The sequence below is a fragment of the Paenibacillus camerounensis genome, assembly GCF_000723885.1.
GTDB lineage: Bacteria > Bacillota > Bacilli > Paenibacillales > Paenibacillaceae > Paenibacillus_AQ > Paenibacillus_AQ camerounensis.
In genome coordinates, this window is sequence record NZ_CCDG010000011.1 from 184,651 (window position 1) to 210,809 (window position 26,159).

A 26,159-nucleotide genomic window follows, 5' to 3' on the forward strand; every position below is an offset into this window, starting at 1 on the left:
CTCCTCCCGGGAAAGGGCAGGAGCCGCCGCTTTTGTGCGGTTTACCTGCGGTTTCCGGCGGTTATGGATGCCGCTGGCAGGACTGGGAAGCAGGAAGCCTGCAATGGCAGAATAGCCGCACCGGGACTTAGCGGTATCAGTTATAGGGAAAGCGTATAGCCGGAAAGTGATAAAGCTGTTGCGGGCAGACCCTGCGGTTCAGTATGATTGCAGCAGATCAGATGTGCAGCAGCGGCGGAGCTAACCGGCCGGACTGCCCGGTAGATAATCGGGCTGTTTACATTATTATCTGCCCACATCGCATAACAACGATAATAAACTATATGAAATCAGGAGTGAATCATAATGGCCAACAAACTGATTACCAGCAGCCTCGGCTATCCGAGAATCGGCAGAAACCGGGAATGGAAGAAGACGCTAGAATCGTATTGGAGCGGTAAAATCAATGAAGAGGTTTTCCGCACTGAGATGGCCGGATTGCAGCTCCAGCATCTTAGAACACAGCAGGAGGCAGGGATTGACCTGATTCCGGTTGGTGATTTCACCTTCTATGATCATGTACTGGACACGGCAGCAATGTTCGGCATTGTACCGCCGCGTTACGGCTATACCGGCGGAGAGATTCAGCTGAATCTATATTTCGCGATGGCCCGCGGAAGTGAAGAAGCGCCTGCCTGTGAGATGACTAAATGGTTCAATACGAATTATCACTATATCGTACCGGAGATCGGCAATCAGACCCCGGTGCTGACGTCCAACAAACCGCTTGCCGCCTACCGTTTCGCCAAGGAGCAGGCTGGAATTGAAGGGAAACCGGTTATTCTCGGCCTGTATACCTTCCTGAAATTATCCAAGGGATTCCGTGCTGCTGATATTGCAGAAGTGGCAGACCGCTTCCTGCCGGTCTACATTCAGCTGCTGCAGGAGCTGCAGCAGGAGGGAGTGGCCTGGGTGCAGGTTGATGAGCCGGCGGCAGTTACCGGGCTGACAAAGGAAGACCTGGCCCTGCTGGAGAGAATCTACCAGACGATTGCTGCAGAGGTACCGGGACTTAAGCTGCTGCTGCAGACTTATTTCGAGGCTGCAGAGCCGCTTGAGGCACTGCTGAAGCTTCCGGTGGCTGGTCTTGGTCTTGACTTTGTCCATGACGGCGGAGCTAACCTTGCCGCTATAGGGCAGCTTGGCTGGCCGGAAGATAAATGGCTCGGCGCAGGAATCATTGACGGGCGGAACATCTGGCGCAGCGATGCCGGGGCCAAGCTGGAGCTGGTCAGCCGGCTTAGCAGCTTCGTACCGGCTGAGCGGCTGATTCTGCAGCCCTCCTGCAGCCTGCTGCATGTGCCGGTGACGGTGCAGAGTGAAGACCGGCTGAAGAGCACGGTCAAGAATGCCATCGCCTTCGCAGACGAGAAGCTGGCTGAGCTTAGTCTGATCGCTGCAGCGGCGCTGGATGAGCAGGGCAGCTACGCTGCAGAGCTGGAAGCTAACCGTGAGGCGCTTGCTCTCTTCCGCGCACTGCCGGAGCGTGGCCGCAGCGATGTAGCCGAGCAGGTGCGCAGCCTGCAGCAGCTTCCCGACAGACGGACCCTGCCTTTTGCAGAACGGCAAAAGGTTCAGCGTGAGAAATGGAAGCTGCCGCTCCTGCCGACAACGACCATCGGCAGCTTTCCGCAGACGGCTGAAGTGCGCCAGGCGCGGCTTAAATGGCGCAAAGGCGTATGGAGCCAGGAGCGCTATGACGGGTTTGTCCGCCAGCAGATTGCTGATGCGATTGCTTTTCAGGAGGAGCTGGGGCTGGATGTCCTGGTGCACGGGGAATTTGAGCGGACGGATATGGTGGAGTTCTTCGGCGAGAAGCTGGCAGGCTACCTCTTCACCAGAGGCGGCTGGGTGCAGTCCTACGGCTCACGCTGTGTGAAGCCGCCGGTCATTTATGCCGATGTTGCTTTTGTAGAGCCGATGACAGTCAAGGAAAGCGTCTATGCCCAGTCGCTGACCAGCCTGCCTGTAAAAGGTATGCTGACCGGACCGGTGACGATTCTCAACTGGTCGTTTGTCCGCGATGACCTGAGCCGTGAAGAGGTAGCGAATCAGATTGCCCTCGCGCTGCGTCAAGAGGTCAAGGCACTGGAGGATGCAGGCATCGAGATGATTCAGGTCGATGAGCCGGCCATCCGCGAAGGGCTGCCGCTGAAGGCGGAGGATCATGAGCATTATCTGAATTGGGCGGTCAGAGCCTTCCGGATTGCCACGAACCCGGTTAAGGATACAACACAGATTCACACCCATATGTGCTACAGTGAGTTCAATGATATGATCGGTCCGATCTCGGCGATGGATGCAGATGTAATCTCCATAGAAACCTCACGCAGCCACAGTGAGCTGATCGTCAGCTTTGAGGAGCAGGAGTATGATAAGGGAATCGGGCTCGGCGTTTATGATATCCACAGCCCGCGGGTGCCGGATGTGGGTGAGATGACAGCAAGCATTGAGCGTGCCCTGCGTGTGCTGGATGCCGGACAGTTCTGGATTAATCCCGACTGCGGCCTGAAAACCAGAGGCTGGGAGGAGACCGGAGCAGCCCTGCGCAACATGATAGAGGCGGCAGAGCAGGTAAGAAAAGCGGTCCTGGTGTAAATGTAAATCAAGAAGAAATAATAAACGCCACCACAATAGCTGTGGTGGCGTAATTGCTGTTGTCAGGCTGCTATTTCTGCATTATGGCAAAATAGTTGTTCTCATCATCGGCGAAGTTAAATACCCGGCCATCCGGCATATCCACCAGATCCCCCACAGTAATGCCCTTTGCCTGGAAGTCTTTATACAGCGTGTCAAGATCATCTGCGAACAGCAGAATGGATGGTGTGCCCAGATTAAGCTCAGGCTGCATTTCAGCGATGAGCTGCTTGTTATGAAGCACGAAGGAGGTTTGCAGCCCGGCAGCCGGTGCAATCTCAATCCAGCGCAGCCCCTGGCCGTTGTCTGCTTCGGATACCTTGATGAAGCCGACCTTCTCAGTCCAGAACCTCAGTGCCTGGTCCTGGTCGTTCACATACAGCATAACTTGGCCGATTTGCTTAATCATCGTTAACCCTCCGGATTCAATTTATGTGAAAGCGTACAACCATTCTATGGTCTTTCTCAGAAAGGCCGGTTATTTTTTTTATGGAAACACTTGATAATAATTATCATTCTTGATACTATAGGAAATGAAAAGAAGGAACCGTGGAGGGTCCCTTCTAGGGTATTACTTATTTGCTTTCGAAGGTTTTGCAGTCTGTTTCTTCAGAATGCGTTGGCTCCTTGGAGCTGTGATAAGCAACAAAGATGCTTTCAGCGTTACATTTGTTCTCTTCAGCCCAGTAGGTGCAAGAGTTCACTGCACACAGAACGTCTTTTGCCATGAGGGTCACCTCCCCTTGTAGTAGATTATCAATATTGTCAGTACGAAGTTGTACTGTCCTGTCGGGCAAGGTGGAGCTTGTCCAACAGAGCCATACCCTTATTCTAATGAATAGAGGGTATTTGGTGTTGATGTCTTCTCAGACATGAACATTGTAGCAAATAAAGTGAATTTTCGCAAACGTGATGCTCCGTGAGACGGGGCATCTTTTTTTGTAGAGAAATATTTGTAAAAAAGATACTCTTTTCTCCATTCCTCCTGCAACCTTCCAGCTTTTGGGACGTCAAATGAGTTAAGCGGATCAGCTGTATACAGACAAAATCTGACCGCGGGCAAGGATGAACCAAAGAAGCGGGATATCCACTACATGTTTGGAGGAATAAGTATGCGAAAATGGGGTCTGCATTACTTAACAGGTTTACTGATTTTGGCGGTCATACTGGCAGGCTGCGGTTCCGGCAACAACAACTCAGCCAGTGATAATGCAAGCATGGCTAATATGAATGCATCTTCTGAGGCTCTGACACAGGCTGCGCCTGCAGCTGAAGAAACATCGGAGTACAGCAGTGCCGCAGACACAAGCACAGATACAACGGCACGCGGAGAAGCAGCAGGCGGCAGCCCGGCAGTTGAGGACTCCGGCTCAGGACAGCAGGGGTCAGAAGGTACAGCCGGATTTAGCGGTGTTGACGTTGCAGCCGGGCTGAACAAGAAGCTGATCTACAAAGCGAACATTACAATGGAAGTGGAGGATTACGGCGCTGCCCAGTCGGAGGTGCGTAATCTGGTTACCCTGACAGGCGGATATATCATCGGGTTCACCGAGAATATGTCAGATTACGAAAAAGGCGGAACCTTTATTGTGAAGGTGCCGGCAGCCGGTTTTTCTCCGTTTCTTGATAAGCTGGAGCAGATAAAGAACGATGGAGTACAGCGAAGCATTGAAGGACAGGATGTGTCAGAGGAATATGTGGATCTGGAATCCCGCCTGAAGGCGAAGCAGCTGATGGAGAAGCAGTACATTGATTTCATGTCTAAAGCGACCAAATCCGCTGACCTCGTTGCCTTTGCCAATGAGCTCGGAGCTATCCAGGAATCGATTGAGAAGATCAAGGGCAGAATGCGCTACATTGATCAGAATGTATCCTTCTCCACAGTGGAGCTCCGGCTCTACCAGAGCGATTCGGGCATTATTGATATTCAGAAAAAAGAGCAGGGACCGCTGCTGACACGGGCATCTGATGCACTGACGAAGAGTCTGCATGCCTTGTCGGTAACGTTCCAGTGGCTGTTTGTCTTCCTGGCGGCCGCGCTGCCGATCTTAATTGTAGCTGCTATCCTTGCAGTAATCGTGTTCTTTATCCGCAAGCGGCTGAAACAGCGGGAAGCGGCTAATCCGGAGCGGAGCCGGCAGACGGGCAGAACGCAGCAGGCCTTGGCGCAGCAAGACGACGGGAAGCTCCCTGCGGAAGCAGCCCCCGGCAAAGAAGAGGCTGATGAACTGGATAAGTAGCTTGACGCAGTTAAGGTAATGCAGCAGAAGCCTCCGGAACTCTTTTAGCTGGAATGGTGATGAGGATTACGGGGGCTATGCTGCGCGTATGTACAGAGCTCTACCAATCAACCGGCTGTGATCCGGAAGGCAGCGTTTTACGAGCGGTTTGGTTTTGTGCCAAGAGCTGCTGATGCACCGGGGATGAGTCTGCTTCTATAAGTGTGCCGGCAAGGTCTTGCCGCGTAACCGTAAAGCCTCCAGACCGTTATTTAACGGACCTGGAGGCTTTGGCTGTGTTTAGGGGGATTACTTAAGCATACTGGAAAAGCACCCGGTATTCGCCGTACCCTTCCTTTTCGAGATCTTCCTTGGGAACGAAGCGCAGTGCAGCCGAATTGATGCAGTAACGCAGTCCGTTCTCTCCGGGACCGTCGGTAAAGACATGGCCGAGATGTGAATCGGCAGTCTGGCTGCGCACCTCGGTACGGATCATCAGATGGCTGAGGTCTGTCTTCTCCTTGACTGCGTAATCACGGACGGGGCGGGTGAAGCTGGGCCAGCCGCAGCCGGAATCGTATTTGTCCATGGAGCTGAACAGCGGCTCACCGGAGACAATGTCCACATACAGGCCATCACCGTGATGATCCCAGAATTCATTGCGGAACGGGGATTCAGTCGCGTTATTCTGCGTCACTTCATACTGCAGCGGGGTCAGCCGTGTCTTCAGGCTCTCTTTATCTTCTTTATGCTTCCAGTGGGTCTCGATAAAAGCTTCCCGGCCGGAGCCCTTGCGGTAACGCTTATAATGCCCCGGATTCTTATGGTGATAATCCTGGTGATACTCCTCGGCAGGGTAAAATGGCTTGGCTGGCAGGACTGGCGTCACAATGGGTGCCGAGAAGCGCCCGCTGGCCGCAAGAGCTGCCTTGGAAGCTTCAGCCTCAAGCCGCTGCTCTTCCGAATGATAAAAAATAGCGGTGCCGTAGGAGGTTCCGCGGTCATGGAACTGGCCTCCGGCATCTGTAGGGTCGATCTGCTGCCAGAACAGCTCAAGCAGCTTGCTGTATGGGAAAATATCCGGATTAAAGGTGATTTGCACCGCCTCGACGTGCCCGGTCGTTTCTGAGCACACCTCCTGATAGGTCGGATTCACGGTATGACCGCCAGTATAACCGGAGACAATCCCGGCAATGCCCGGCAATTCTTCAAAAGGGGATACCATGCACCAGAAGCAGCCGCCGGCAAAGGTAGCTTTTTCTGTCTTAGAGCCTATATTATCCATTTGATTCTCACTCATTAATATCCCTCCATTCAAGATGCGCAATGAAATTGATCACAATCTAGAGCTATTATAAAACAAACAGGCGACATCTGCCAACGTTATGCAAACAGCCTGTCTCCAAGAAATGCGTATAAAGCGATGCCTGGAAGCTTGCCGATACCGGTTGCTGCGAGATAGCTCCAAAAAGGAAGGCTGGCGGCTCCCGCATAAATATTGACAGCCGACTGCGGTACTACCGGAGCAAGCCTGGCTAGAATAATCGATACGAACGGACGCCGCTGTACAGCGGAAGTGAATTTAAGCAGTGACGGTACGGATGCCAGATAAGTGGCCGCACGCTGCTGAAACAGATATTTTACTAAACCATACATTATTGCAGCTGCAATAGTGGTCGCACTCCAGCAGATCAATACCGCAGCGGTACTGCCGTAAATATAGCCGAATAACCCGATAATCAGCTTATACGGAAGGACAGGGAAAAAAGCCAGCAATATTGCGGCCACAAAGGACAATAGCGGGCTATGATCCTCGCGCAGCCATTCCAGCAGATCATATCTGTAGATAAACGCAAGGATTACTAGCGAAACATACAGGAATACCGTTATCCATTTTTTCATTTTTACTATGCCCCTTCACAAGCTGTTCCCCTCATCATACTGAAAAAAAAGTAATTAATGAAGCAAAGATCATTGCCGCCGCAAGATGTCACGGTATAATACATCTATACGACATGTAAAGGAAGATGTACTATGAATACTCCTGTGCGTAAAAGAGTGGCGCTGATCGGGATCGGCGATATTGCCCGCAAAGTATATCTGCCGCTGCTGTCCCGCCATGATCAGGCGGAGGTAGTCGGCTTATTGAGCCATTCACCGGCAACTGTGCAGGGAGCTGTCCGTTCTTACCGTCTTGCCAAAGGGACTACGGATCTGGATGAGCTGCTGTCATGGGACCTGGATGCAGTATTTGTGCACAGTCCAACTACAACCCATTATGAGTATGTTACAAAATGTCTGGAGCACGGTTTACCGGTGTATGTAGATAAGCCGCTGTCCTACAATCTGGAGGAGTCGCAGCGGATGGCAGAGCTGGCCGAGAACCGCGGGCTGCTGCTTGCTGTCGGCTTCAACCGCCGTTTTGCACCTATGTATACGGCAGCCAAGGCCTGGCTGGAGAAGGCCGGGGGAATCAGCCTGTGCAATGCGGTGAAGCACCGGACCGGCGTGCAGAACAGCACCAGCCATGAGACGGTCCATGATGATCTGATTCATATGCTTGATCTGCTGCTGTGGCTCTGCGGTAACGATTATGAGCTGCTGAGAAGCCGGCTTACCTCTGACAGTGAAGGCCGTCTGCTGCAGTCATCCGGAATCCTTGGCTGGAACACCGGTGTCACCGGAATGTACAGTATGGTCAGGGATGCCGGAGCCGATATGGAGAAGCTGGAGCTACACGGCAATGGCAGATCAGTTGAGGTGACGGACCTGGAACAGGCTGTTCTATATGAGAAGGGCGCATTGCCCCGCAGCCAGAATTTCGGAAGCTGGGACACGGTGCTGGAGCGCAGAGGATTCAGCGGGGCGGTAAAGCACTTTTTAAGCACTATTCATACACCGGAGCTATGCAGCATCGGCGCATCTAATGTATTGCCGAGCCATAGGCTGGCTGCAGAGCTTACTGAATGACAGAGGAATTGAGAGGAGTTAGAGCATGGACGAATACCGCAAATCAATGGAGGAACAAATCATCGAGAGCTATAAGCGGGATGAGGAAATGATGATTCTTGTGTTTGCCCAGTGGTGTGTGAACAACAAGCTTGACCCGCATGAATTGTATCTGCAGGCTTATCCGCAGCAGGAGGGCAATGCCGCACTCGGCCGGGCACTTGCTCTGACTGTACCTGAAGAGGAAGCGGGAGATATTTCGGATGATACCGTTCTCGGTGTACTGTCGCTGTACGGGAATGATGATCTGGCTTATGCAGTAACTGAGGCGATTGCCCGGCGTAAGCCGCAGCAAGGCACAAGGGATTGACACTGCAGATATAATGGGATAGGGCTGATGAACTTTTTTTTGGTAAACGATGTTCATTACGCTATAAATATGTTAAAATTATATATACTAACTTATAGTAAGCTTTACAACTGAGAGGTGAGAACAATGGAAGAACATCAGCTGACGATGTGCCCAAGATTCGAAACGGCCTTCTCTTTCTTAGGCAAACGCTGGAATGGACTTATTATCCAGACATTGATGAGCGGCCCGAAGCGCTTTAAGGATATCTCCGGACTGATCCCGTCAATGAGCGATAAGATGCTGTCGGAACGAATGAAGGATCTGGAATGCGAAGGTATTCTGGTAAGACATGTGTATCCCGAAACTCCGGTACGCATCGAGTATGAATTAACGGTTAAAGGCCGGGCACTTGAGCCGGTCATGCAGCAGATCCAGTCCTGGGCCGAGAGCTGGGTCGAGTAATCCGGCGGTACAAGTCCTGTTGATAGCCCCTTTTTCCGCTAATGGAGAGAGGGGCTTTTTCAAATTTAAATAAATAAAACTTGCACAACTAACGCGAAAATGTAATATAATAGGAAAAACTAGCGTGGCCAGCCTGTCTAGCCCTGATTATGATGTCGCAGAGAATGATAGTGAAAGCGCAACCATATTGTGAGGTCCGTTCTGCACAACATTTAGGAGGCGAGGAAAATGAAAAATACCTTGTTTTCCCGGGAAATAACCTATGGAAAAGAGGATGTTGCCGAGCTGGAGGCCGCTTCGATTAAAGTGCAGCTAATTTATGATAAGGCGTTGTTCATGCTGCACGGCCATTTACCCGATTCCTTGTGGGACTTGTGGATTGGTGTGCCCTATGACATTATCTCCTCTCTGTACAAAGGGGATAACGACAGCGGACGTGTATTTCAAAAATGGATCCAGAGTCCTTCCGGCTGGAAATGCATCGGCTGTGAACGGCATTGCCTGGAGCCGGCGGAGCCCTCAAGACAGGCTGCTGCCAGCGGTCAGCGGTTATTCACGTTTCACAACGGGATCAGGCAGAGTATGGTGCTTCAGGCGGCAATCTGGTCGCTCTATGAGAATACACTGCTTTTTCAGCAGTATCTGGGCAATGACGCCTTTCTGGATGGTGCTGAGCTGGATACAATATCCGCGTATTTCGTACCGACGTATGTTAATCCGTACAGGCTGAAGGAGATCGGCAAGCGTTACAAAGAATACAAGCAGGATCACATAGAGATCTACCAGGAGTGGATATCCGCCCCTGATCTGGTCCTGCAGTGGAACGGCGGGCTGACCGAAGGCAGATGGATGACCGGCGTGTATGTCGATCATTCCCGGTTTGCCGGGCTTGGGCCGTACCTGAAGGATGCGCAGGGGAAGCGGACGTATATGCAGGCAACGGTAAGGTAGACAATAAGCTGAATAAGTAATGTTACGGAGCTTGGCTGCTGGAATACGGGGAACCGGATCTGAATTACGCCGTTGGGGAATCAAACGTATTGAGCTCTGTGTTCAATAAAATTTTATATATTTAGTGCGCAAAATCACAAGCCGGGGTTCTGCCAGACGTTATTGTGTAGAGGTAAGAAAGAACCTAGACCAATAATGATAAGGGAGGGCCTATGATGACGGCCAATCAATTGAATCATACAAACGGACAGCTTAGCTTCAGCGGTGAAGATTTTGTGAGAGATATCGTACTGCAATTTCCGAAAGCTGCAGATTACTTTAAAGGACAGCGGATCGATTTCTGCTGCGGCGGAGCAAAGCCGCTGGCTGAAGCAGCTGAAGAGAAGGGGCTGAATGCAGACCAGCTGCTCGGTGATCTGCAGAAGCTGGTAGAGGAGCATCCTGTGCTTGAGGAAGATACCAGATGGAATCAGGCATCTTCCCGTGAGCTGGTAGAGCATATTGTGAACAAGCATCACCGCTACCTGCGTGAAGAGCTTCCGCAGATCAGCCAGAACGTCACTAAGGTGTTCCGGGTACATGGCGACGATTCCCCGCATCTGGCTGAAGTTCACCGCCTGTTCAACCTGCTGCGTGAAGATCTGCTGAAGCATACAGCACAGGAAGAGGAAGTGGAATTCCCTAAAATGCTGGCTTACAGCGAAAATCCAAGTGAAGCAGGCTTGGCTGAGCTGCATGAGCTGCTGCACAATCTGGAGCAGGAGCATGAAGGGGCGGGCGAAATTCTGCGTGAGCTGCGTGCGGTTACGGGAGATTTCACTCCGCCGCCGCATGCCTGCACAACATATCGCTTGACCTATGCCCGGCTTGAGGAGCTGGAAGGCATGACCTTCGAGCATGTTCATCTGGAAAATAATAACCTGTTTTTGCGCTATCAATAAGCAGCATCAACAGAGCTGGCTGTGGAAAGCCCCTTCGGGGGCTTTTTGTGTGCAGAAAAGTAAAAATGCCGGTGATCGGCAAAATGATTTGAGAAGCCTGTCTGTTTACGTTATCCTTAAATAAGGAGTAATACATAACGACTACATGCCTGAGAAGATGCTGGAAGCTGTGTCAGGCAAAAGAAGGCGGGTGCCTGGAATTGAAGGTGAATGGGTTATGGCGGATATGTTGGGGTCTCATCCTGATTATGATTGTAGGGGGCTGTGAAGCCCTGGGGGCAAATCTTGAAGTGAATAATGTTGCCGCTGGTGCCCCTCAGCCGGCATTCTCAGTAAAGATCGGAGATAATGACCTGACCGGGAGCTCCGGGCGGCAGATCAGTGATGCATTTAAGCCTGACATCACTGTCAAGGAGCTGCTTAATGCCAGCGGCCTGGTCACTTTTTCCGGAGACGGAACTTCTTTGCTGAGTGTAAATCATATATCGCTCAGTCCTGACATGGCCTGGGAGATTCAATTAAGCGGTAAAACGGCGGCAGATTTAAGCACCGTAGTGAAGCGTGAGGACATGATCCTTATAACAGCCGCAGCGGCACAGGCAGCCCCGTTGCAGCCTGTCATCCTGACTATTAACGGCGGAAGCGGCCAGCCGGAGCTGACACATTCCTATGTTATGCCTTATGCTGAGGATATGACCGTGAGAGGGCTGCTGAAGAGCAGCGGCCATGTCCGCCTGGCGGAGAATAACAAGACACTGATCGCTGTCAAGGAATACAAGCCGTTATCCAATGAAGAGTGGAAGCTGAAGCTGAATGATAAGGCGCTGCTGGACAACGGAATTGACATGAAGCTGAGAATCCAGGATGAGCTGGAGATATCCCTTGTTCTGCGATAACATAATGTAACATGAATTATACAGCCGGATTTCTCTATATGGCCTTCATTGGCGATAGAGAATCTGGCTGTTTTTTGTGAAAAAATCAGTAATTATCTATTCCTGTGTAAGCTTACATGACATGTAATATTGTGAAAACATTCACAATTATTGTGATTGTAATCACAAATGCCGTTCAAATTTAAAATGTATAATTCAGGTACGAGATAAAATTCAAAGAATTTTAAGAGCTTTGGGGAGGTTTTAACAGTGAGAGTGGAGAGAAAACAGCTAGTATTGATAGGCAACGGGATGGCAGGCGTAGGGACTATTGAACAGATTTTGAAGCTGGGCGGCGCTTATGATATTACGATCTTCGGCAGCGAGCCTCACCCCAACTATAACCGGATCATGCTGTCCTATGTGCTTGAAGGCAGCAAAAGTATTGAAGATATTATTCTGAACGACCGCCAGTGGTATGCAGACAACAATATTACGCTGCATACAGGAACTACGGTAGTAAAGATTGACGAGGAAGCCCGGCAGGTCATCGCTGATAACGGACTGGCTGTTCCTTACGATAAAGTGATTATTGCCACAGGCTCCAACTCCTTCATCCTGCCTGTTCCGGGCAGCACCAAAGAAGGTGTAGTCGGCTTCCGCGATATTGCTGACTGTGATGCAATGCTGGCAGCGGCCAAGCAGTACCGTACAGCAGCAGTAATCGGCGGCGGCCTGCTCGGACTTGAAGCGGCTAAAGGCCTGGTCAACCTCGGCATGGATGTCACCGTAGTTCATCTGCTGGAGGATCTGATGGAGCGTCAGCTGGATCATACGGCTTCATCAATGCTGCAGGCAGAGCTTACCCGTCAAGGTGTGAAGTTCGCCATGGGTAAGCAGACAGCGGAACTGACCGGTGATGAACGTGTTAACGGGCTCAGATTCAGCGACGGTTCGGAGCTGCAGGCGGATTTTGTAGTGATGGCTGTCGGAATCAAGCCAAACACTCAGCTGGCTAAAGACAGCGGCATTACGGTTAACCGGGGGATCGTTGTCGATGATTACCTCCAGACATCAATGGAAAATGTCTACTCCGTAGGTGAATGTACAGAGCACCGCGGAACCTGCTATGGTCTGGTAGCTCCGCTGTTCGAGCAGGGTATGGTGCTTGCGAAGCACCTGTGCGGAGCAGCAACACAGCCTTATGAAGGTTCCGTTGTATCAACAAAGCTGAAGATTTCCGGCGTGGATGTCTTTTCGGCAGGCGAGTTTACAGATACACCGGAGCATACCGTTATTTCGGCCAAGGATGAATGGAAGAGAACCTACAAGAAGATTTTGCTCAAAAATAATGTCATTGTCGGTGCTGTATTGTTCGGTGATGTTACCGAATCTGCGAATCTGCAGAAGCTTGTGAAGCAAGGCACCGAAATGACTGATGATATCTACAGCGAAGTGATGGGAACGGGCTGCTGCGGCGGCGGCAATGCCAAAAAAGGTATGTCCGTGGAAGCGATGGCTGATGAAGAAATCGTCTGCGGCTGTAACGGAGTTACCAAAAAGGCGATTGTTGATGCGGTAACAGAGAACGGTTTTACCACTGTTGATGAGATTAAGGCCTGCACCGGAGCCACACGCTCCTGCGGCGGCTGTAAGCCGGTTGTTGAACAAATCCTGCAATTCGTGCTCGGTGACAGCTTCAAGGAGAGTGCCAAAGCCGGTATCTGCGGCTGCACCCCGCTCAGCCGTGATGAAATTGTTGCTGAGATTACAGCTAAGGGACTCAGAACGACTAAGGAAGTTATGAACGTGCTGGAGTGGAAACAGCCTGAAGGCTGCTCCAAGTGCCGTCCGGCCGTCAACTATTACCTCGGCATGATTTATCCGGATACGCATGAGGACGAGAAGGAATCGCGTTTTGTCAACGAACGGATGAGTGCGAACATTCAGAAGGACGGTACCTTTACAGTTGTTCCGCGTATGTACGGCGGTGTAACTACACCGGAGGATCTGAAGCGGATTGCCGATGTATCCCTGAAATATGATGTGAAGGTAGTTAAGGTAACCGGCGGACAGCGTCTGGACCTGATCGGTGTCAAAAAGGAAGATGTGCCAAAAGTGTGGGAAGAGCTTGATATGCCTTCCGGTTACGCGTACGCCAAATCGCTGCGCACCGTCAAAACCTGCGTCGGCAACCAATTCTGCCGGTTTGGTACACAGGACTCCATGGGTGTAGGGGCGATGCTTGAACGTAAATACGAACGTCTTGATTTCCCTGCCAAGTTCAAAATGGCGGTTAACGGCTGCCCGCGTAACTGTGCGGAATCATGCACCAAGGATATCGGAATCGTCGGCAACGACGGCGGCTGGGAAGTGTTCATCGGCGGTAACGGCGGTATCAAGCCGCGTATTGCAGATGCCTTCTGCAAGGTGAAGACAGATGAGGAACTGGTAGAGGTATGCTCGGCTGTGATGCAGTTCTACCGTGAAACAGGCAACTATCTGGAAAGAACATCGGAATGGGTAGAACGCATGGGTCTTGAGCAAATCCAGAGCGTGATTCTGAACAACGAGGAGAACCGCAAGGAGCTTGCGGCACGGATTGATTTTGCCCTGGCCCAGGTATCCGATCCATGGAAAAAAATGCTGAAGGAAGAAGACACCCGCAGCGCCCTGTTCGAAAAAGCCCAGCACTAAAATAAAAAGCCCAGGAGGAGAGAGAACAATGGAAAACACAAACCATGAGTATACGATAGGGACGGTTCAGCATTTCCTGCCGCAGATCGGGCGTGTAGTCGGCTGCGGTCCGGTGGAGCTGGCTGTGTTCAAAACCTCGGATGGCCGGATTTTCGCGGTGGAGAACAAGAATCCTCATCCGAAGGGCGGCCCGCTCGCGGAAGGAATTGTGTCCGGGCATTACCTGTACGATCCGCTGTATGACTGGAAAATTGATCTGCGCAGCGGAGAGGTTCAGGCTCCCGACAAAGGAAGAGTCGCCACATTCCCGGTTACTGTAGACGGGGAAAGTGTTAAAGTTACCCTGCAGGGTACATTGATTCAAAGCTAAATTAAGATAAGAAATGGCGGGGTGGAGAGATGTTTACGCAAAGCGTCGAGAACATCGTAGAGGCAGCAGTCAGCAAACGGGATAAAATGAATGAAAATTTGCCGCGGTACTTTTTAGCGGCGCTGCTCGCAGGGGCATACGTCGGAATCGGAATTATTCTTATCTTCTCATTGGGAGCACCGCTGGCGGCGGTTAAATCGCCGTTCCAGCCGCTCGTAATGGGCGCCTCCTTCGGAATCGCCCTGACCCTGGTCATCTTTGCCGGCTCGGAGCTGTTTACCGGGAACAATATGTTCTTTACCGTCAGTACCCTTGCAGGAAGAACCTCAGTATGGGACACGGTCAAGAACTGGGTCATCGTCTTTATCGGCAACGTCGGCGGTGCTGTTATCCTGGCTCTGCTGATCCAGGGGACCGGATTATTCAAGGCAGCTCCTGCGGAGCATCTGATCTTCGCTGCTGCTGCCAAAAAAATGACGCTGCCCTTCTCGGAGCTGTTCTTCCGCGGCATCCTCTGTAACTGGCTTGTCTGTCTGGCCATCTGGATGTCCTCCCGTGCTAAAAGCGAGGCTGCCAAGCTGATGCTGATCTGGTGGTGCCTGTTCGCCTTCATCGCCAGCGGCTATGAGCACAGTGTAGCCAATATGACCCTGCTAAGTGTAGCAGTTCTGCTGCCTAACCACCCTGAGACCGTTACCGTAGCCGGCTGGCTGCATAACATGATCCCGGTTACGCTTGGCAATATCATCGGAGGCGGCTTGTTCGTCGGTGCAGCCTACTGGCTCATCTCTCCCGTCCGCAATACCTTCAGCAAACATTAAGGCAGTACTGATAAGCTGTCCTGAGGCATTAGCCTTCAGGGCAGTTTTTTTGTTACTAAATCTGCGGCCGGCGGCTTTTGACGGCAGAAAAAAAGACGCCTGCACGGCGCCTTTGACCACTCTATTTGTTATTAAATAATATTTGGGCCAGAACTGTTTCAATGAGGAGAATAGAGGGTATTATTACTAGGAAATTAAATCCGGCAAATTTCGTTCGGACACATCTCGCAATGGCAGATTTCCTGCAGCATGCCAAGGTTCTTAATGACAATCATACCATTCTCATATTCAACAGCATCTTTTTTACGCAAATCGCTCAGCATCCGGTTGACACTCTCACGGGTAGCGCCAATCATGTTGGACAGGTCAGTATGCGTAATCTTTTTGTTGATCAGAATGTTGTCGCCATTCTTCTCACCGTAGGTGTTGCCAAGACGGATCAGAGTGGAGCAAAGTGCGCCCGGTTTGCCGTACATCATCAAATCACGGAATTTCGTCTGTGTGAGACGGTGATGAATACCCATCCACTTCATGAAGTCAATGGCGAAATCGCAATGCTGGCAGATCAGAATTTCCAGATCCTTCTGTTCGATTACACCAACTTCGCTTTCTTCAATAACTTCGGCGGTGAAGCTATGCTTCGTGCTGAAGAACGGGTCAGCCTGACCTACCATATCACCAGCCTGATACATATAAAGAATGAGTTCCTTGCCTTCGTCAGTAGATTTGGTCAGCTTCACGCGTCCACGTTTGATATAAAACAATTTATCCGAGTAGTCGCCTTCCCAGAAGAGGTGTGATCCTTCAGGGACCATACGTTCCTTCATTGTAACGAGAAGTCTGTTGAAATTCTGTTCGGAGAAACAGTTTGTATTTCCGTGGGCTTCGATAACATTGTAATGTTCCTTTATCATAATCGACATCCCCTTTATTCCCTCAGTTTTTCAGTAAATTTTAAATTAATTATACATGTAAATTCCTCTTTATGGTTAAAAAATTTCGCGAAAAAGTGTCGAATTTATAACATTGTGATAATTTTCACTTCAATTGTGTGAGATTTAATATGTTTTATGCCCCTTCAGGTGGAAAATCCATAATTAACGTCTATTATAACAGCGGTTTCCCAGTTTGCACAATTGTTGGGAAACGGCTTTTTCATGCTTTTTTCCGGGAAAGAGACATTTAGTATTGATTATATGGTGAACTGTGGAATTTATTCAACTCCGTAAAAATGCACATAACTCCGTTACAGCCGGACATTGGCCCCCAGACGCATGACAGGTACGCTGGAGTTGGGCATCAATAAACGGAGAGGGAGAATCAGACATGGCTAAAGTAGCGGATAAATATTTAAAGGTAGATCCGTGGTCGGTAATGGAAGAAGGGTTTGATCCGGGGCGGAACAGGGTATCGGAGTCGATCTTTTCGCTGGGCAATGAGTATATGGGCGTGCGCGGCTATCCGGAAGAAGGCTACTCGGGGGATATGCTGCTGGGCAGCTATTTTAACGGATTATATGAAGAGCACGCTATCGGCAACCATTATAAAGGAATTATCCGCTCGCTGCGTTATATGGTGAATGCGGTGGACTGGCTGTATACACGGATTACGGTTGACGGTGAGCAGCTGGATCTGGCACATAGCCGGGTAAAGAACTTCCGCCGCAGGCTGGATTTCCGCACCGGTACTTATTGCCGTGAATTCGTATGGCTGCTGGAAGGCGGCAAAGAGCTGAAGGTAACCTTCACCCGGCTGGTCAGCATGACGATGTCACATCTCGGGCTGCAGCAGGTGGCGTTTGAGCCGCTTAATTTCTCGGGTGAGGTGCAGGTGCTTACAGGGCTTGATTTCGGGGCGGTCCATGAGGAGCGCGGACAAAGCATGTGGAAAAGCCTGCATAGCGCTTCTGCGCAGGGAATTACAGCAATTATGGCGGAAACACTGACCACCGGCAACAGGCTGTTCTCCGGTTTTGTCCTGCAGTCAGCAGCTGAACTGAACCCGTATCCGGTAGAGCGTGACCGGTTCGCGGGCCAGTCCTTTGCACTTTCTTTAATAGAAGGAGAAAGGATTCATTATACGAAGCTTGCCGTCAACTATGCGGACACAGACAAGGTACTTACTCCAGAGGAGCTGTGGGAGAAGGGCATACAGCTTGCCGTAGAAGCGGCTGGGCTTGAGACGAATGATGTATTTGCTGCGCAGGCTGCGTACTGGAACGGGATCTGGGAGACCAGCGATATCTCTATCGAAGGGGATGAGGAGAACCAGCAGGGTATACGCTTCTGTATTTTCCAGCTGTACCAGACGTACCACGGCGATCATCCGGGCTATAACATCGGAGCGAAGGGGCTGACCGGAGAAGCTTACCGGGGACTGGCATTCTGGGATACAGAGTCGTACTGCCTGCCTTTTTATATGTTCAACAATCCGAAGGCGGCCCGTAGCCTGCTTGAATTCCGTTACAAGACACTGCCGGAGGCGATGCTGCGGGCCGGGGATGTGGATTGTGAAGGCGCCTGTTATCCGATTGCAACCATTGACGGAACGGAAAGCTGTGATCTGTGGCAGCATTCCAATCTGCAATTGCATGTCGGAACGGCTGTATCCTACGGTATCTGGCATTATGTGAAAAATACGGGTGACAAGGCGTTTCTGTATAGTAAAGGCGCCGAGATGCTGATTCAGATCAGCCGCTTCTATGCGACACGCGGACAGTGGGGCGCGCGCAGCGGGCAATACGGTTATTTTGGCGTAATGGGCCCGGATGAATTCCAGCTGATGGTGAATAACAACTGCTATATCAATCTGATGGCCAAAAAGCTGTTTGAGTACACTAATGATACACTGGAGGAAATGCGGCGGTCTGTGCCGGAGCAGTTCGCTGAGCTGGTTGCCCTGACCGCGCTGCGTGAAGAAGAGCTTATTGACTGGTCACATAAAGCGGAGCATATGAAGATCCCTGCTGACCCGGCCAGCGGGGTATATGAGGAGCATGACGGATTTTTTGATATGCCGCATATGGATATTCACTCTATTCCGGTAACAGATTTTCCGCTCTATTCGAATTGGTCCTACGACCGCCTGTACCGTTACGACATGATTAAGCAGCCTGACGTACTGATGTTCATGTTCCTGTACAACAGTGAATTCACCAGGGAAGCCAAGCTTGCCAATTATGAATATTATGAGCCGCGCTGTATTCATGAATCCTCGCTGTCACCGTCGATTCACTCCATTCTTGCCAGTGAAATCGGCAGGCATGAGGAGGCATACAGGTTCTTTGAATTTGCCACCAGGCTGGATCTGGATAATTACAACCGCAACACCCGTGAAGGTCTGCATACCACCTCGATTGCCGCGGCGTGGATGAACATCGTATACGGATTCGGCGGTATGCGTTCAGACGGGGAGCTCCTCAGCTTCAGTCCGTCGCTGCCGGAGCGCTGGACGTCCTATAGCTTCCATGTACAGTATGAAGGAGTGCTGATCCGTCTGGCTGTCGCGCAGGAGGGTGTGCAGTTACAAGCCGTTTCAGGAGGATGCACTGAAATTATGGTTTACGGACAGCGTGTCAGCATAAGCCCTGACAATGTAATGCTCCCGCTCGCTGAAGGGCTGGTGGCCGGATGAGCTGGATAGTCAAGGACCTTCAATTCAGTGCGGAGAAGGTTATAACAGGCGGCAATAAATATATGACCGGCAACGGATATATGGGCTTCCGCGGAACGCTGGAGGAATTCGGCAAGGAGCAGCTTGCCGCAGTCACCCTGGCCGGCGTATACGATCAGGCCGGAGGGAAGTGGCGCGAGCCGGTCAACGCGCCGAACGCTTTGTTTACAAGGCTTAGCTGTAATGGTGAACGGCTGGGCGTGCTTGACGCAGAGCCGCTGTCGCATAGTCAGGAGCTGGATATTTCCTGTGCGCTGCATAAGCGTGAGACGGTGTATGGCATCAGCGGGGGCGAGCTGAGCTTTACCGCCGAGCGCTTCGTCAGCATGGATCAGCTGCATGTGCTGGTGTCCCGGCTTAGCCTGGCTGCTACGGCGGATTGCCGGATTGAGCTGGAGACAGGCATTGACAGTGAGGTGTGGGATATTAACGGCCCACATCTGTACGGCTTGCAGGAGCGGCATACGAAGGGCGTGCTTCTGGCTGAAGCCGTTACCGGTGAGCTTGGCCTGCAGGTGGCGGCAGCAGAAATGACAACATGCAATTTTGAGGCGGGGGAAACGTCAGGAGAGGGTGGCGCGCGCAGGTTCATTGCTTTTGACGTCAAGGCTGGTGAGGTTTATGAATGGTATAAATACGCAGCTGTCTACACGGAGCTGGACTGCAGTGAGCCTGCCGAGTCGGCCGTGCAAAATGTCCTTGCGGCGGAAGCAGCCGGCTATGGACAACTGCTTGCAGCACACCGTGAAGCCTGGGCGGAACGCTGGAGGAGGAGTGACTGTGTGATCGAAGGGGATGCAGCTGCACAGTTTGCGCTCAGGTACAGCATCTATCAGCTGCTGATCATTGCACCGACACAGTCGGAGAAGGTATCTATTCCAGCCAGAGGGCTGTCCGGCCAGGTATACAAAGGCGCAGTGTTCTGGGATACAGAGATGTTCATGCTGCCCTTTTTCCTGCACAGTGACCCTGCCACGGCCCGCAATCTTCTGATGTACCGTATTCATACGCTGGACGGCGCGCGGCGGAAGGCTGCTGAATATGGGTATCTTGGCGCCTTTTACGCCTGGGAGAGCCAGGATACAGGCGATGATGCCTGCACGCTGTTCAACGTAAACGATGTATTCACCGGTCGGCCGATGCGCACCTACTTCCGTGATAAACAGGTGCATATCAGTGCTGATGTAGTACACGGAATCTGGCAGTATGTCGCGTTTACCGGAGATGACAGTCTCTTGGCTGACGGCGGAGCAGAAGTGATCTGGGAATGTGCCCGGTTCTTTTACTCCTATGCCTGCTATAATCCGGTTAAGCGGCGCTACGAGATGCTGGATGTTACCGGTCCTGATGAATACCATGAACGGGTCAATAACAATGCTTTTACCAATGCTCTTGTCCGGCAGACACTTGAGGTTGCTCTAGAGAGCGCAGAGCTGGTGCGGGCTAAATATCCGGAGCGGTATGAGCAGCTGGCCGGAAGGTTTGCCGGCGGGCCGTTCCTGAAAGAGTTCCGGGAAATGCTGGATGGCTTATATGTTCCGCAGCCTGATCCGGACACCTTGCTTATCGAGCAGTTCGACCGCTATTTTAAGCTGGAGGATGTCCCGCTGGCAGAGCTTAAAGCCCGGGTTATTCACCCGAATGAATATTTGGGCGGCGGAAACGGGCTGGCGACTACGACCGCCATTCTTAAACAGGCGGATGTGGTGCTGATGCTGAACCTGTTCAAAAGCACCTTCTCCCAAGAGGTCAAGCAGGCCAACTGGGAGTATTACGAGCCGCGGACGGAGCATGGCTCCAGCCTGAGTCCTTGTATCTATGCGCTGGTGGCAGCCGATATCGGATCGCCTGACTGGGGGTATCCTTACTTTATGCGTACCGCAACAGTAGACTTGACCGGGGAATCCAAGCAGTATGTCGGAGACCTGTATATCGGCGGAACACATCCGGCGGCAAACGGCGGAGCCTGGATGGCGGCGGTGCTCGGTTTTGCCGGCGTGCTGTTTGCCGGAAAAGTGCTGTCGGTGCAGCCTGCACTGCCAGAGCTGTGGACAGCGGTGGAAGTGCCGCTGAGCCTGCGCGGAGACAGCTTCCGGCTGAGGGTCAGCCGGGAAGAGATAACCGTTAGTGCCGCCGCCGGGAACAGGGAGGCGCTTAAGGTAAGCGGATGCGTCAGCAGGGATCAGCTGTGCCAGCCGGGAGCTATGCTGACGCTGCGGACGGCGGGTGCTGCAGGTGCCGCTGACAATGCCGGTGCTGCTGAATAACGGCTGGTGAATCTGAATATAAAGTTACAACAGGAGGTCATGAATGTATGCCGGATAATAGCATGCTGAAGCAAATGAAGGGTGCCATCTTTGATCTGGACGGAGTCATAGTGGATACTGCCAAATATCATTATCTGGCTTGGCGGTCACTCGCGTCAGAGCTCGGTTTTGATTTTACTGAAGCGGATAATGAACGCCTTAAGGGTGTGAGCCGGATGAGATCGCTTGATATTCTGCTGGATATTGGCGGGCTGGAATTCACGGAGGATGAGAAGCTTGCCATGGCGGATAAAAAGAATCGTCTTTACGTAGATTACATCTCCCGGTTAGAGGAGTCAGAGCTGCTTCCTGGCGTTAGAGAGTATCTGAACAGGCTGCGCGGCTGCGGTATCAGCATCGCCCTCGGCTCAGCCAGCAAGAATGCACAGTTCATTCTGGATAAGCTGAATATTGCCGGACTGTTCGATGCTGTTGTTGACGGCAACAAGGTATCCAGAGCCAAGCCGGACCCGGAGGTATTTCTGACAGCTGCCCGGGAACTGGGTCTGCAGCCGTATGAGTGTGTTGTCTTTGAGGATGCCGAAGCAGGCGTGGCTGCAGGTAAAGCGGCAGGAATGCAGGTCGTCGGAACCGGAAGGCCTGAGGCATTAAGCGGGGCAGATGTTATTGTAAGCGGATTGCATGAATTATAGGGGCTTGATAGACTAATAGTCGTGGGTTAGGTAACTCCCGATATAGATTGAACTCAGAACATACATAAATAAGAGAAGACCAGCATTCAATCTATGTAGACTCATTATTCTATTATAGTAGGAAAGCTTGAGGGATGCAGATGGAAACGTTGTTATTATGGCCGGATGGCGCTCCGGGGGCGCAGGGTACAAGTGATGAGGACTGCCCGGCAATTACGCCTTATTTGGCGGAAGGAAGCAATAATGCTGCAGTGCTGATCTGTCCCGGTGGTGCTTACCGGCTGCGGGCTGACCATGAAGGAGGGCCGATAGCCGAGTGGCTGAACCTACTTGGAATCTCCGCTTTTGTGCTGCGTTACCGAGTGGCTCCTTACCAGTATCCGAACGCCCTGCTGGATGCTCAAAGAGCGCTGCGTACAATCCGTTATCGTGCGGAGGAATTCGGAATTGATCCGCAAAAAGCCGGCATACTGGGCTTCTCCGCCGGGGGGCATCTTGCTTCAACGGTATCCGGACTGTTTGACAGAGGGAACAAGGAGTCAGAGGAGGCGCTCGAACGGGAGTCCTGCCGTCCGGACTTCTCTATTCTTTGCTACCCGGTCATATCCATGATGGATGGTGTGACACATGAAGGCTCCAGAGACAATCTGCTGGGTGCTAATCCGCCTGAGGAGCTGATCCGCCGTTTAAGCGGGGAGCTGCAGGTCACGCCTGATTCACCGCCTGCCTTCCTCTGGCATACTGCGGATGACGGCGCTGTACCGGTGGAGAACAGCCTGCTGCTTGCCGCAGCGCTGCGCCGCTGCCAGATTCCGTTTGATCTGCACGTGTATGCCCATGGTGAACATGGCCTGGGTCTGGCTGAAGAGGAGCCGCATACGCGCGGCTGGACCGGCGCCTGCGCTTCCTGGCTGCAGATGAACGGCTACGGGAAATAGACGGTTCTTGAATAACTGCTTCGAAGCCTTTCACGAGTTCTTAGAGCTTGTGAAGGGCTGTTTGCTGTTCTTCTATCTGAATGTGGAGTTACATGATAAGATGGAAGTATTGGTTTGATTTAACAGGAAAAAAGGAGAATCGTGGATGAAGAAGCTGCTTCATGTACTTTTAGCAATGGGATTGATATTGGGCATGGGATTAACGCAAGAGGGAAAGGTCTCGGCTGAAGGAAGCAAGCAGGTGTTCAGAATTGGCGTGGACGTTATCCCGGGGCTGCTTGATCCGGCCCTTACTGTCAACGATACGGAGTCATCGGTCATCAAGGGCCTGTTCGAGGGTCTGGTCCGCTTGAATGAGAAGGGACAGGCCGTGCCGGGCATAGCGAAGTCCTGGAAAATATCCAATGGCGGCAAAACATACACCTTTGCCCTGCGGACCAGCGCCAAATGGAGCAACCAGCAGCCTATTAAGGCCGCGGACTTCGAATATGCCTGGAAGCGGGCATTGTCTCCGCAGTCTTATAACAGCCTGGCCTTCAAAATGTATATGATCGCCGGGGCGGAGAGCTATCACAACGGTAAGCAGAAGGATGCCTCCAAAGTAGGGATTAAGGCGCTGAATGACCATACCCTTCAGGTGACGCTTGCTGCTCCGGACTATACTTTCCTTCAGATGCTTGCCGAGAATATTTACCTGCCGGTTAATACTGCTGCGGTCAAAGCTAACACTGGATGGGCTGGCAGTGCCAAGGCTATTGTAACCAACGGCCCGTTTAAGCTGGCAGCCTGGGATGCCTACCAGATTGTTCTGGTCAAGAATGCCGGGTACTACGCAGCTAAGGAGATTCAGCTCTCCGAGGTACACTTTCTTAAACCGGCGGCTTGGGAGCCTTCGAATACAGCAGCCTTTCTGGCCGGCAATCTTGATTGGATCGGGAGCGGCGAGAATACGGCTATTGACTATTATGATTCCATAACTAACTCTGAAAACGATATTGAAAAATATACTTATCCGTACGCAGGCTTATATTATTATCAGTTTAATGTGAACGAAGCTCCATTTAATAATGTTAAGATACGTAAAGCTCTGGCAATGGCGGTGGACCGTGAAGGGCTGCCTTATGGCATTCCGGCTTATGGGGATGTTGCTCCGGCTATTTCTGGGGCAAAACAATCCTTCCGCTCAGAGATTGCAGATTCCAGATATTTTAAAGAAGATATCAAATTAGCCAAAAAGCTGCTGCAGGAGGGACTAAAGGAAGAGGGCCTGAAAAGCCTGCCGGAATTTAATATTATTGTGAATGCTGAGCAAAGACATGATCTGATTGCCTCAATCATCGTTTCCGGCTGGAAAGAAAAGCTGGGCATCAAGGCGAATGTTGAGGTTCAGAGCTGGAGCGAGCTGCTGGATAACCGTTACAGCCAGGACTATACGGTGGCAAGAGCAGGCTGGCGGGCGGATTACAATGACCCTGCAACGTTTTTGGAATATTTCACATCCTCGAGTGCAGACAATGATTCGGGCTGGAGCAATAAGCTGTATGACAGCTATATCCTGCAGGCACGGCAAAAACAGGAGCCCGCTGACCGGATGCGCCTGTACGCCAAAGCCGAGAAATTGCTGATCGATGAAATGGTTATCCTGCCGCTGTACTATTATGTTGCAGATGTTCTAAAGAGCCCGTCTGTTCAGGGTGTATATGTGGATTTTGACGGTTCGATTGCTTTTACCAGAGGGTATCTAAAATAATCACTTGTACTCAGCCGGCCCGGCATATTCTGCATTACGGGCTACATGTCATTCAGGTCAGCCGGATCTTCCGGTTGGCCTGTTTGTGGTTCCGCTTTTTCCTATATTTGCGGCTAGATTTGAACTAATATTGATAAAACACATGAGAATGCTGGTGTTTGAAAAAGGAGGAAGTACAATGTGCATAGCCCACGCAGCACCGTTTCGTTTTGATATCGTAGGCAGCTTTCTGCGGCCTGCTGAGCTGAAGGAAGCCAGAGAAAAGTATGCAGGCGGAGAAATCCCGTTGACAGAGCTAAAGGCAGTAGAGGACAAGTGCATTATTGAACTGGTGCACAAGCAAAAGCAGGCCGGGCTAAAAGTGGCTACAGACGGCGAATTCCGCAGAAGCTGGTGGCATCTTGATTTTTTCTGGGGTCTCCAGGGGGTAGCCCAAACGGAAAGCCTTTCGGTAAATGTGTTCAAAGGAACACCGGCGCGGTCACAATCTGCAGAGCTGACGGGGAAAATCAGCGGGAAGGATCATCCGTTTCTGGAGCATTTCAGGTTTGTCAAAAGTATTGCGGGCGAAGGGATTATTGTACGTCAGACGATCCCTTCGCCAACACAGTTCTTTCATCATCTGGTCTCTCCAGCCAATCTGGATAATACAAATCATGTCTACCCGGAGAGGGAAGGGCTGATCCGGGATATTGTAGCGGCCTATAGAACCGTCATCTCCGACCTGTACGCAGCGGGCTGCCGGAATGTCCAGTTGGACGACTGCTCCTGGGGACAGTTTTTTGAGGGGCGCTCCACAGCATTTGACGCAGACAGAAGCACCGATGAGCAGCGGAAGGAAGAAAAGCTCAGAATCAATAATCTGGTACTGGCTAACCATCCGGAAGACCTGAGGCTTACGACGCATGTGTGCCGCGGGAATTTTCGTTCAGCCTGGGCCACCTATGGGGGATATGAGCCGGTAGCAGAGGCGCTTTTTGCTCGGCAGAATGTAGATGCCTACTATCTGGAGTACGACTCGGAAAGAGCGGGCGGCTTCGAGCCCTTGCGTTACATGGGTAAGGACAAAAAAGTTGTGCTGGGCCTGATAACATCCAAAACACCCGAGCTGGAAAACAAAGAAACCATCCTCGCGCGAATCCGTGAGGCAGCACAGTATGTGGAGCTGGACAGGCTGTATCTAAGTCCGCAATGCGGCTTTGCCTCGACCGAAGAAGGCAATCTCCTGACTGAAGAGGAGCAGTGGGCGAAGCTCAACCTGATCCGGGAAATCGCTGAAGAGGTGTGGGGCGCAGAGTAAAGGATGGGCTTGCTGAATACAGCGGCTTGTGACGGAAATGTAAAATAAGAGGGTCTTTTAGCTGCCGCCGGTGTTATGCGGGGGTGGCTTTTTGTTATTTGCTGCAGGATAGGAAGAGCATCTGGCTGCTGCCCGCCGCTGCCCGTCATTGCCCGCCGCTGCCCGCCGCTGTCCGCCGCTGCCCGCCGCTGCCCGTCATTGCCCGCCGCTGCCCGCCGCTGCCCGCC

The 26,159-nt window shown here is 51.7% G+C and carries 22 protein-coding genes; 17 read left to right on the forward strand and 5 right to left on the reverse strand.

The window, feature by feature from the left end; all coding sequences use genetic code 11:
* Positions 1-345: 345 nt before the first annotated feature.
* On the forward strand, positions 346-2,637 hold the full coding sequence (gene metE, locus BN3772_RS05070) for a 5-methyltetrahydropteroyltriglutamate--homocysteine S-methyltransferase (protein WP_042197348.1): 2,292 nt from the start codon (positions 346-348) through the stop codon (positions 2,635-2,637).
* Between the two features lie 70 nt (positions 2,638-2,707).
* Here the strand turns inward: metE and BN3772_RS05075 are convergent, their stop codons facing one another.
* Both BN3772_RS05075 and BN3772_RS05080 read right to left on the reverse strand, forming a co-directional pair.
* Positions 2,708-3,085 carry a VOC family protein gene (locus tag BN3772_RS05075; protein ID WP_042197350.1) on the reverse strand — a complete coding sequence of 126 codons (378 nt, stop codon included), beginning with the start codon at positions 3,083-3,085 and terminating at the stop codon, positions 2,708-2,710.
* 166 nt (positions 3,086-3,251) lie between these two features.
* Entirely contained in the window at positions 3,252-3,404 is a 153-nt protein-coding gene (locus tag BN3772_RS05080) for a DUF1540 domain-containing protein (RefSeq protein ID WP_076245672.1), read from the reverse strand.
* Positions 3,405-3,788: 384 nt separating this feature from the next.
* On the opposite strand from BN3772_RS05080, the gene BN3772_RS05085 reads away from it, so the two are divergent.
* Positions 3,789-4,916 carry a DUF4349 domain-containing protein gene (locus BN3772_RS05085; RefSeq protein WP_042197352.1) on the forward strand — a complete coding sequence of 376 codons (1,128 nt, stop codon included), beginning with the start codon at positions 3,789-3,791 and terminating at the stop codon, positions 4,914-4,916.
* Positions 4,917-5,208: 292 nt separating this feature from the next.
* Here the strand turns inward: BN3772_RS05085 and msrB are convergent, their stop codons facing one another.
* Positions 5,209-6,195, reverse strand: a complete 987-nt coding sequence (gene msrB, locus BN3772_RS05090) for a peptide-methionine (R)-S-oxide reductase MsrB (RefSeq protein ID WP_042197355.1) — start codon at positions 6,193-6,195, stop codon at positions 5,209-5,211.
* Between the two features lie 83 nt (positions 6,196-6,278).
* Positions 6,279-6,797 (reverse strand): TVP38/TMEM64 family protein, encoded by a 519-nt coding sequence (locus BN3772_RS05095; protein ID WP_052380387.1) that lies wholly within the window; start codon positions 6,795-6,797, stop codon positions 6,279-6,281.
* 132 nt (positions 6,798-6,929) lie between these two features.
* On the opposite strand from BN3772_RS05095, the gene BN3772_RS05100 reads away from it, so the two are divergent.
* From BN3772_RS05100 to BN3772_RS05140, 9 genes are all read left to right on the forward strand, one after another.
* The gene (locus BN3772_RS05100; RefSeq protein WP_042197358.1) at positions 6,930-7,865 is read left to right on the forward strand and encodes a Gfo/Idh/MocA family protein; all 936 of its coding nucleotides are present in this window, start codon (positions 6,930-6,932) and stop codon (positions 7,863-7,865) included.
* A gap of 25 nt (positions 7,866-7,890) precedes the next feature.
* Complete coding sequence (locus BN3772_RS05105) at positions 7,891-8,214, forward strand: hypothetical protein (protein WP_042197360.1); 324 nt, start codon at positions 7,891-7,893, stop codon at positions 8,212-8,214.
* A 126-nt stretch (positions 8,215-8,340) separates the two neighbouring features.
* Positions 8,341-8,658 (forward strand): winged helix-turn-helix transcriptional regulator, encoded by a 318-nt coding sequence (locus tag BN3772_RS05110; RefSeq protein ID WP_036698497.1) that lies wholly within the window; start codon positions 8,341-8,343, stop codon positions 8,656-8,658.
* 228 nt (positions 8,659-8,886) lie between these two features.
* Positions 8,887-9,609, forward strand: coding sequence for a hypothetical protein (locus BN3772_RS05115; protein WP_042197363.1), 723 nt, complete (start codon positions 8,887-8,889; stop codon positions 9,607-9,609).
* Between the two features lie 230 nt (positions 9,610-9,839).
* Positions 9,840-10,550 carry an iron-sulfur cluster repair di-iron protein gene (gene ric, locus BN3772_RS05120; protein ID WP_425280418.1) on the forward strand — a complete coding sequence of 237 codons (711 nt, stop codon included), beginning with the start codon at positions 9,840-9,842 and terminating at the stop codon, positions 10,548-10,550.
* A gap of 290 nt (positions 10,551-10,840) precedes the next feature.
* The gene (locus BN3772_RS05125; RefSeq protein ID WP_157643546.1) at positions 10,841-11,446 is read left to right on the forward strand and encodes a hypothetical protein; all 606 of its coding nucleotides are present in this window, start codon (positions 10,841-10,843) and stop codon (positions 11,444-11,446) included.
* Positions 11,447-11,695: 249 nt separating this feature from the next.
* On the forward strand, positions 11,696-14,122 hold the full coding sequence (gene nirB / locus BN3772_RS05130) for a nitrite reductase large subunit NirB (RefSeq protein WP_086074414.1): 2,427 nt from the start codon (positions 11,696-11,698) through the stop codon (positions 14,120-14,122).
* 28 nt (positions 14,123-14,150) lie between these two features.
* Positions 14,151-14,492 (forward strand): nitrite reductase small subunit NirD, encoded by a 342-nt coding sequence (gene nirD, locus BN3772_RS05135; protein ID WP_042178697.1) that lies wholly within the window; start codon positions 14,151-14,153, stop codon positions 14,490-14,492.
* A gap of 29 nt (positions 14,493-14,521) precedes the next feature.
* Positions 14,522-15,313, forward strand: coding sequence for a formate/nitrite transporter family protein (locus BN3772_RS05140; RefSeq protein ID WP_042197368.1), 792 nt, complete (start codon positions 14,522-14,524; stop codon positions 15,311-15,313).
* Between the two features lie 194 nt (positions 15,314-15,507).
* On the opposite strand, the gene BN3772_RS05145 is transcribed toward BN3772_RS05140, so the two are convergent.
* Positions 15,508-16,227, reverse strand: coding sequence for a Crp/Fnr family transcriptional regulator (locus BN3772_RS05145; protein ID WP_425280417.1), 720 nt, complete (start codon positions 16,225-16,227; stop codon positions 15,508-15,510).
* 412 nt (positions 16,228-16,639) lie between these two features.
* Between BN3772_RS05145 and BN3772_RS05150 the strand changes: the two genes are divergently transcribed.
* The 6 genes from BN3772_RS05150 (at position 16,640) to BN3772_RS05175 (ending at position 25,932) form a co-directional block, all read left to right on the forward strand.
* Entirely contained in the window at positions 16,640-18,946 is a 2,307-nt protein-coding gene (locus tag BN3772_RS05150; RefSeq protein WP_042197371.1) for a glycoside hydrolase family 65 protein, read from the forward strand.
* Positions 18,943-21,252, forward strand: a complete 2,310-nt coding sequence (locus tag BN3772_RS05155; RefSeq protein WP_042197374.1) for a glycosyl hydrolase family 65 domain-containing protein — start codon at positions 18,943-18,945, stop codon at positions 21,250-21,252. Before BN3772_RS05150 ends, BN3772_RS05155 begins: the two co-directional genes overlap by 4 nt.
* Before the next feature lie 47 nt (positions 21,253-21,299).
* Positions 21,300-21,944 (forward strand): beta-phosphoglucomutase, encoded by a 645-nt coding sequence (pgmB, locus tag BN3772_RS05160; protein WP_042197377.1) that lies wholly within the window; start codon positions 21,300-21,302, stop codon positions 21,942-21,944.
* A gap of 140 nt (positions 21,945-22,084) precedes the next feature.
* Positions 22,085-22,882, forward strand: a complete 798-nt coding sequence (locus BN3772_RS05165) for an alpha/beta hydrolase (RefSeq protein WP_042197449.1) — start codon at positions 22,085-22,087, stop codon at positions 22,880-22,882.
* 145 nt (positions 22,883-23,027) lie between these two features.
* Positions 23,028-24,632 carry a peptide ABC transporter substrate-binding protein gene (locus tag BN3772_RS05170; RefSeq protein WP_042197379.1) on the forward strand — a complete coding sequence of 535 codons (1,605 nt, stop codon included), beginning with the start codon at positions 23,028-23,030 and terminating at the stop codon, positions 24,630-24,632.
* A 178-nt stretch (positions 24,633-24,810) separates the two neighbouring features.
* The gene (locus BN3772_RS05175) at positions 24,811-25,932 is read left to right on the forward strand and encodes a 5-methyltetrahydropteroyltriglutamate--homocysteine S-methyltransferase (RefSeq protein ID WP_042197381.1); all 1,122 of its coding nucleotides are present in this window, start codon (positions 24,811-24,813) and stop codon (positions 25,930-25,932) included.
* Positions 25,933-26,159 lie beyond the last annotated feature (227 nt).

Bases quoted from the DNA above. Each gene is read 5' to 3' on its own strand.
- metE (WP_042197348.1), top strand. From the start codon at position 346: ATGGCCAACAAACTGATTACCAGCAGCCTCGGCTATCCGAGAATCGGC.
- BN3772_RS05075 (WP_042197350.1), bottom strand. From the start codon at position 3,085: ATGATTAAGCAAATCGGCCAAGTTATGCTGTATGTGAACGACCAGGAC.
- BN3772_RS05080 (WP_076245672.1), bottom strand. From the start codon at position 3,404: ATGGCAAAAGACGTTCTGTGTGCAGTGAACTCTTGCACCTACTGGGCT.
- BN3772_RS05085 (WP_042197352.1), top strand. From the start codon at position 3,789: ATGCGAAAATGGGGTCTGCATTACTTAACAGGTTTACTGATTTTGGCG.
- msrB (WP_042197355.1), bottom strand. From the start codon at position 6,195: ATGAGTGAGAATCAAATGGATAATATAGGCTCTAAGACAGAAAAAGCT.
- BN3772_RS05095 (WP_052380387.1), bottom strand. From the start codon at position 6,797: ATGAAAAAATGGATAACGGTATTCCTGTATGTTTCGCTAGTAATCCTT.
- BN3772_RS05100 (WP_042197358.1), top strand. From the start codon at position 6,930: ATGAATACTCCTGTGCGTAAAAGAGTGGCGCTGATCGGGATCGGCGAT.
- BN3772_RS05105 (WP_042197360.1), top strand. From the start codon at position 7,891: ATGGACGAATACCGCAAATCAATGGAGGAACAAATCATCGAGAGCTAT.
- BN3772_RS05110 (WP_036698497.1), top strand. From the start codon at position 8,341: ATGGAAGAACATCAGCTGACGATGTGCCCAAGATTCGAAACGGCCTTC.
- BN3772_RS05115 (WP_042197363.1), top strand. From the start codon at position 8,887: ATGAAAAATACCTTGTTTTCCCGGGAAATAACCTATGGAAAAGAGGAT.
- nirD (WP_042178697.1), top strand. From the start codon at position 14,151: ATGGAAAACACAAACCATGAGTATACGATAGGGACGGTTCAGCATTTC.
- BN3772_RS05140 (WP_042197368.1), top strand. From the start codon at position 14,522: ATGTTTACGCAAAGCGTCGAGAACATCGTAGAGGCAGCAGTCAGCAAA.
- BN3772_RS05145 (WP_425280417.1), bottom strand. From the start codon at position 16,227: ATGATAAAGGAACATTACAATGTTATCGAAGCCCACGGAAATACAAAC.
- BN3772_RS05150 (WP_042197371.1), top strand. From the start codon at position 16,640: ATGGCTAAAGTAGCGGATAAATATTTAAAGGTAGATCCGTGGTCGGTA.
- BN3772_RS05155 (WP_042197374.1), top strand. From the start codon at position 18,943: ATGAGCTGGATAGTCAAGGACCTTCAATTCAGTGCGGAGAAGGTTATA.
- pgmB (WP_042197377.1), top strand. From the start codon at position 21,300: ATGCCGGATAATAGCATGCTGAAGCAAATGAAGGGTGCCATCTTTGAT.
- BN3772_RS05165 (WP_042197449.1), top strand. From the start codon at position 22,085: ATGGAAACGTTGTTATTATGGCCGGATGGCGCTCCGGGGGCGCAGGGT.
- BN3772_RS05170 (WP_042197379.1), top strand. From the start codon at position 23,028: ATGAAGAAGCTGCTTCATGTACTTTTAGCAATGGGATTGATATTGGGC.
- BN3772_RS05175 (WP_042197381.1), top strand. From the start codon at position 24,811: ATGTGCATAGCCCACGCAGCACCGTTTCGTTTTGATATCGTAGGCAGC.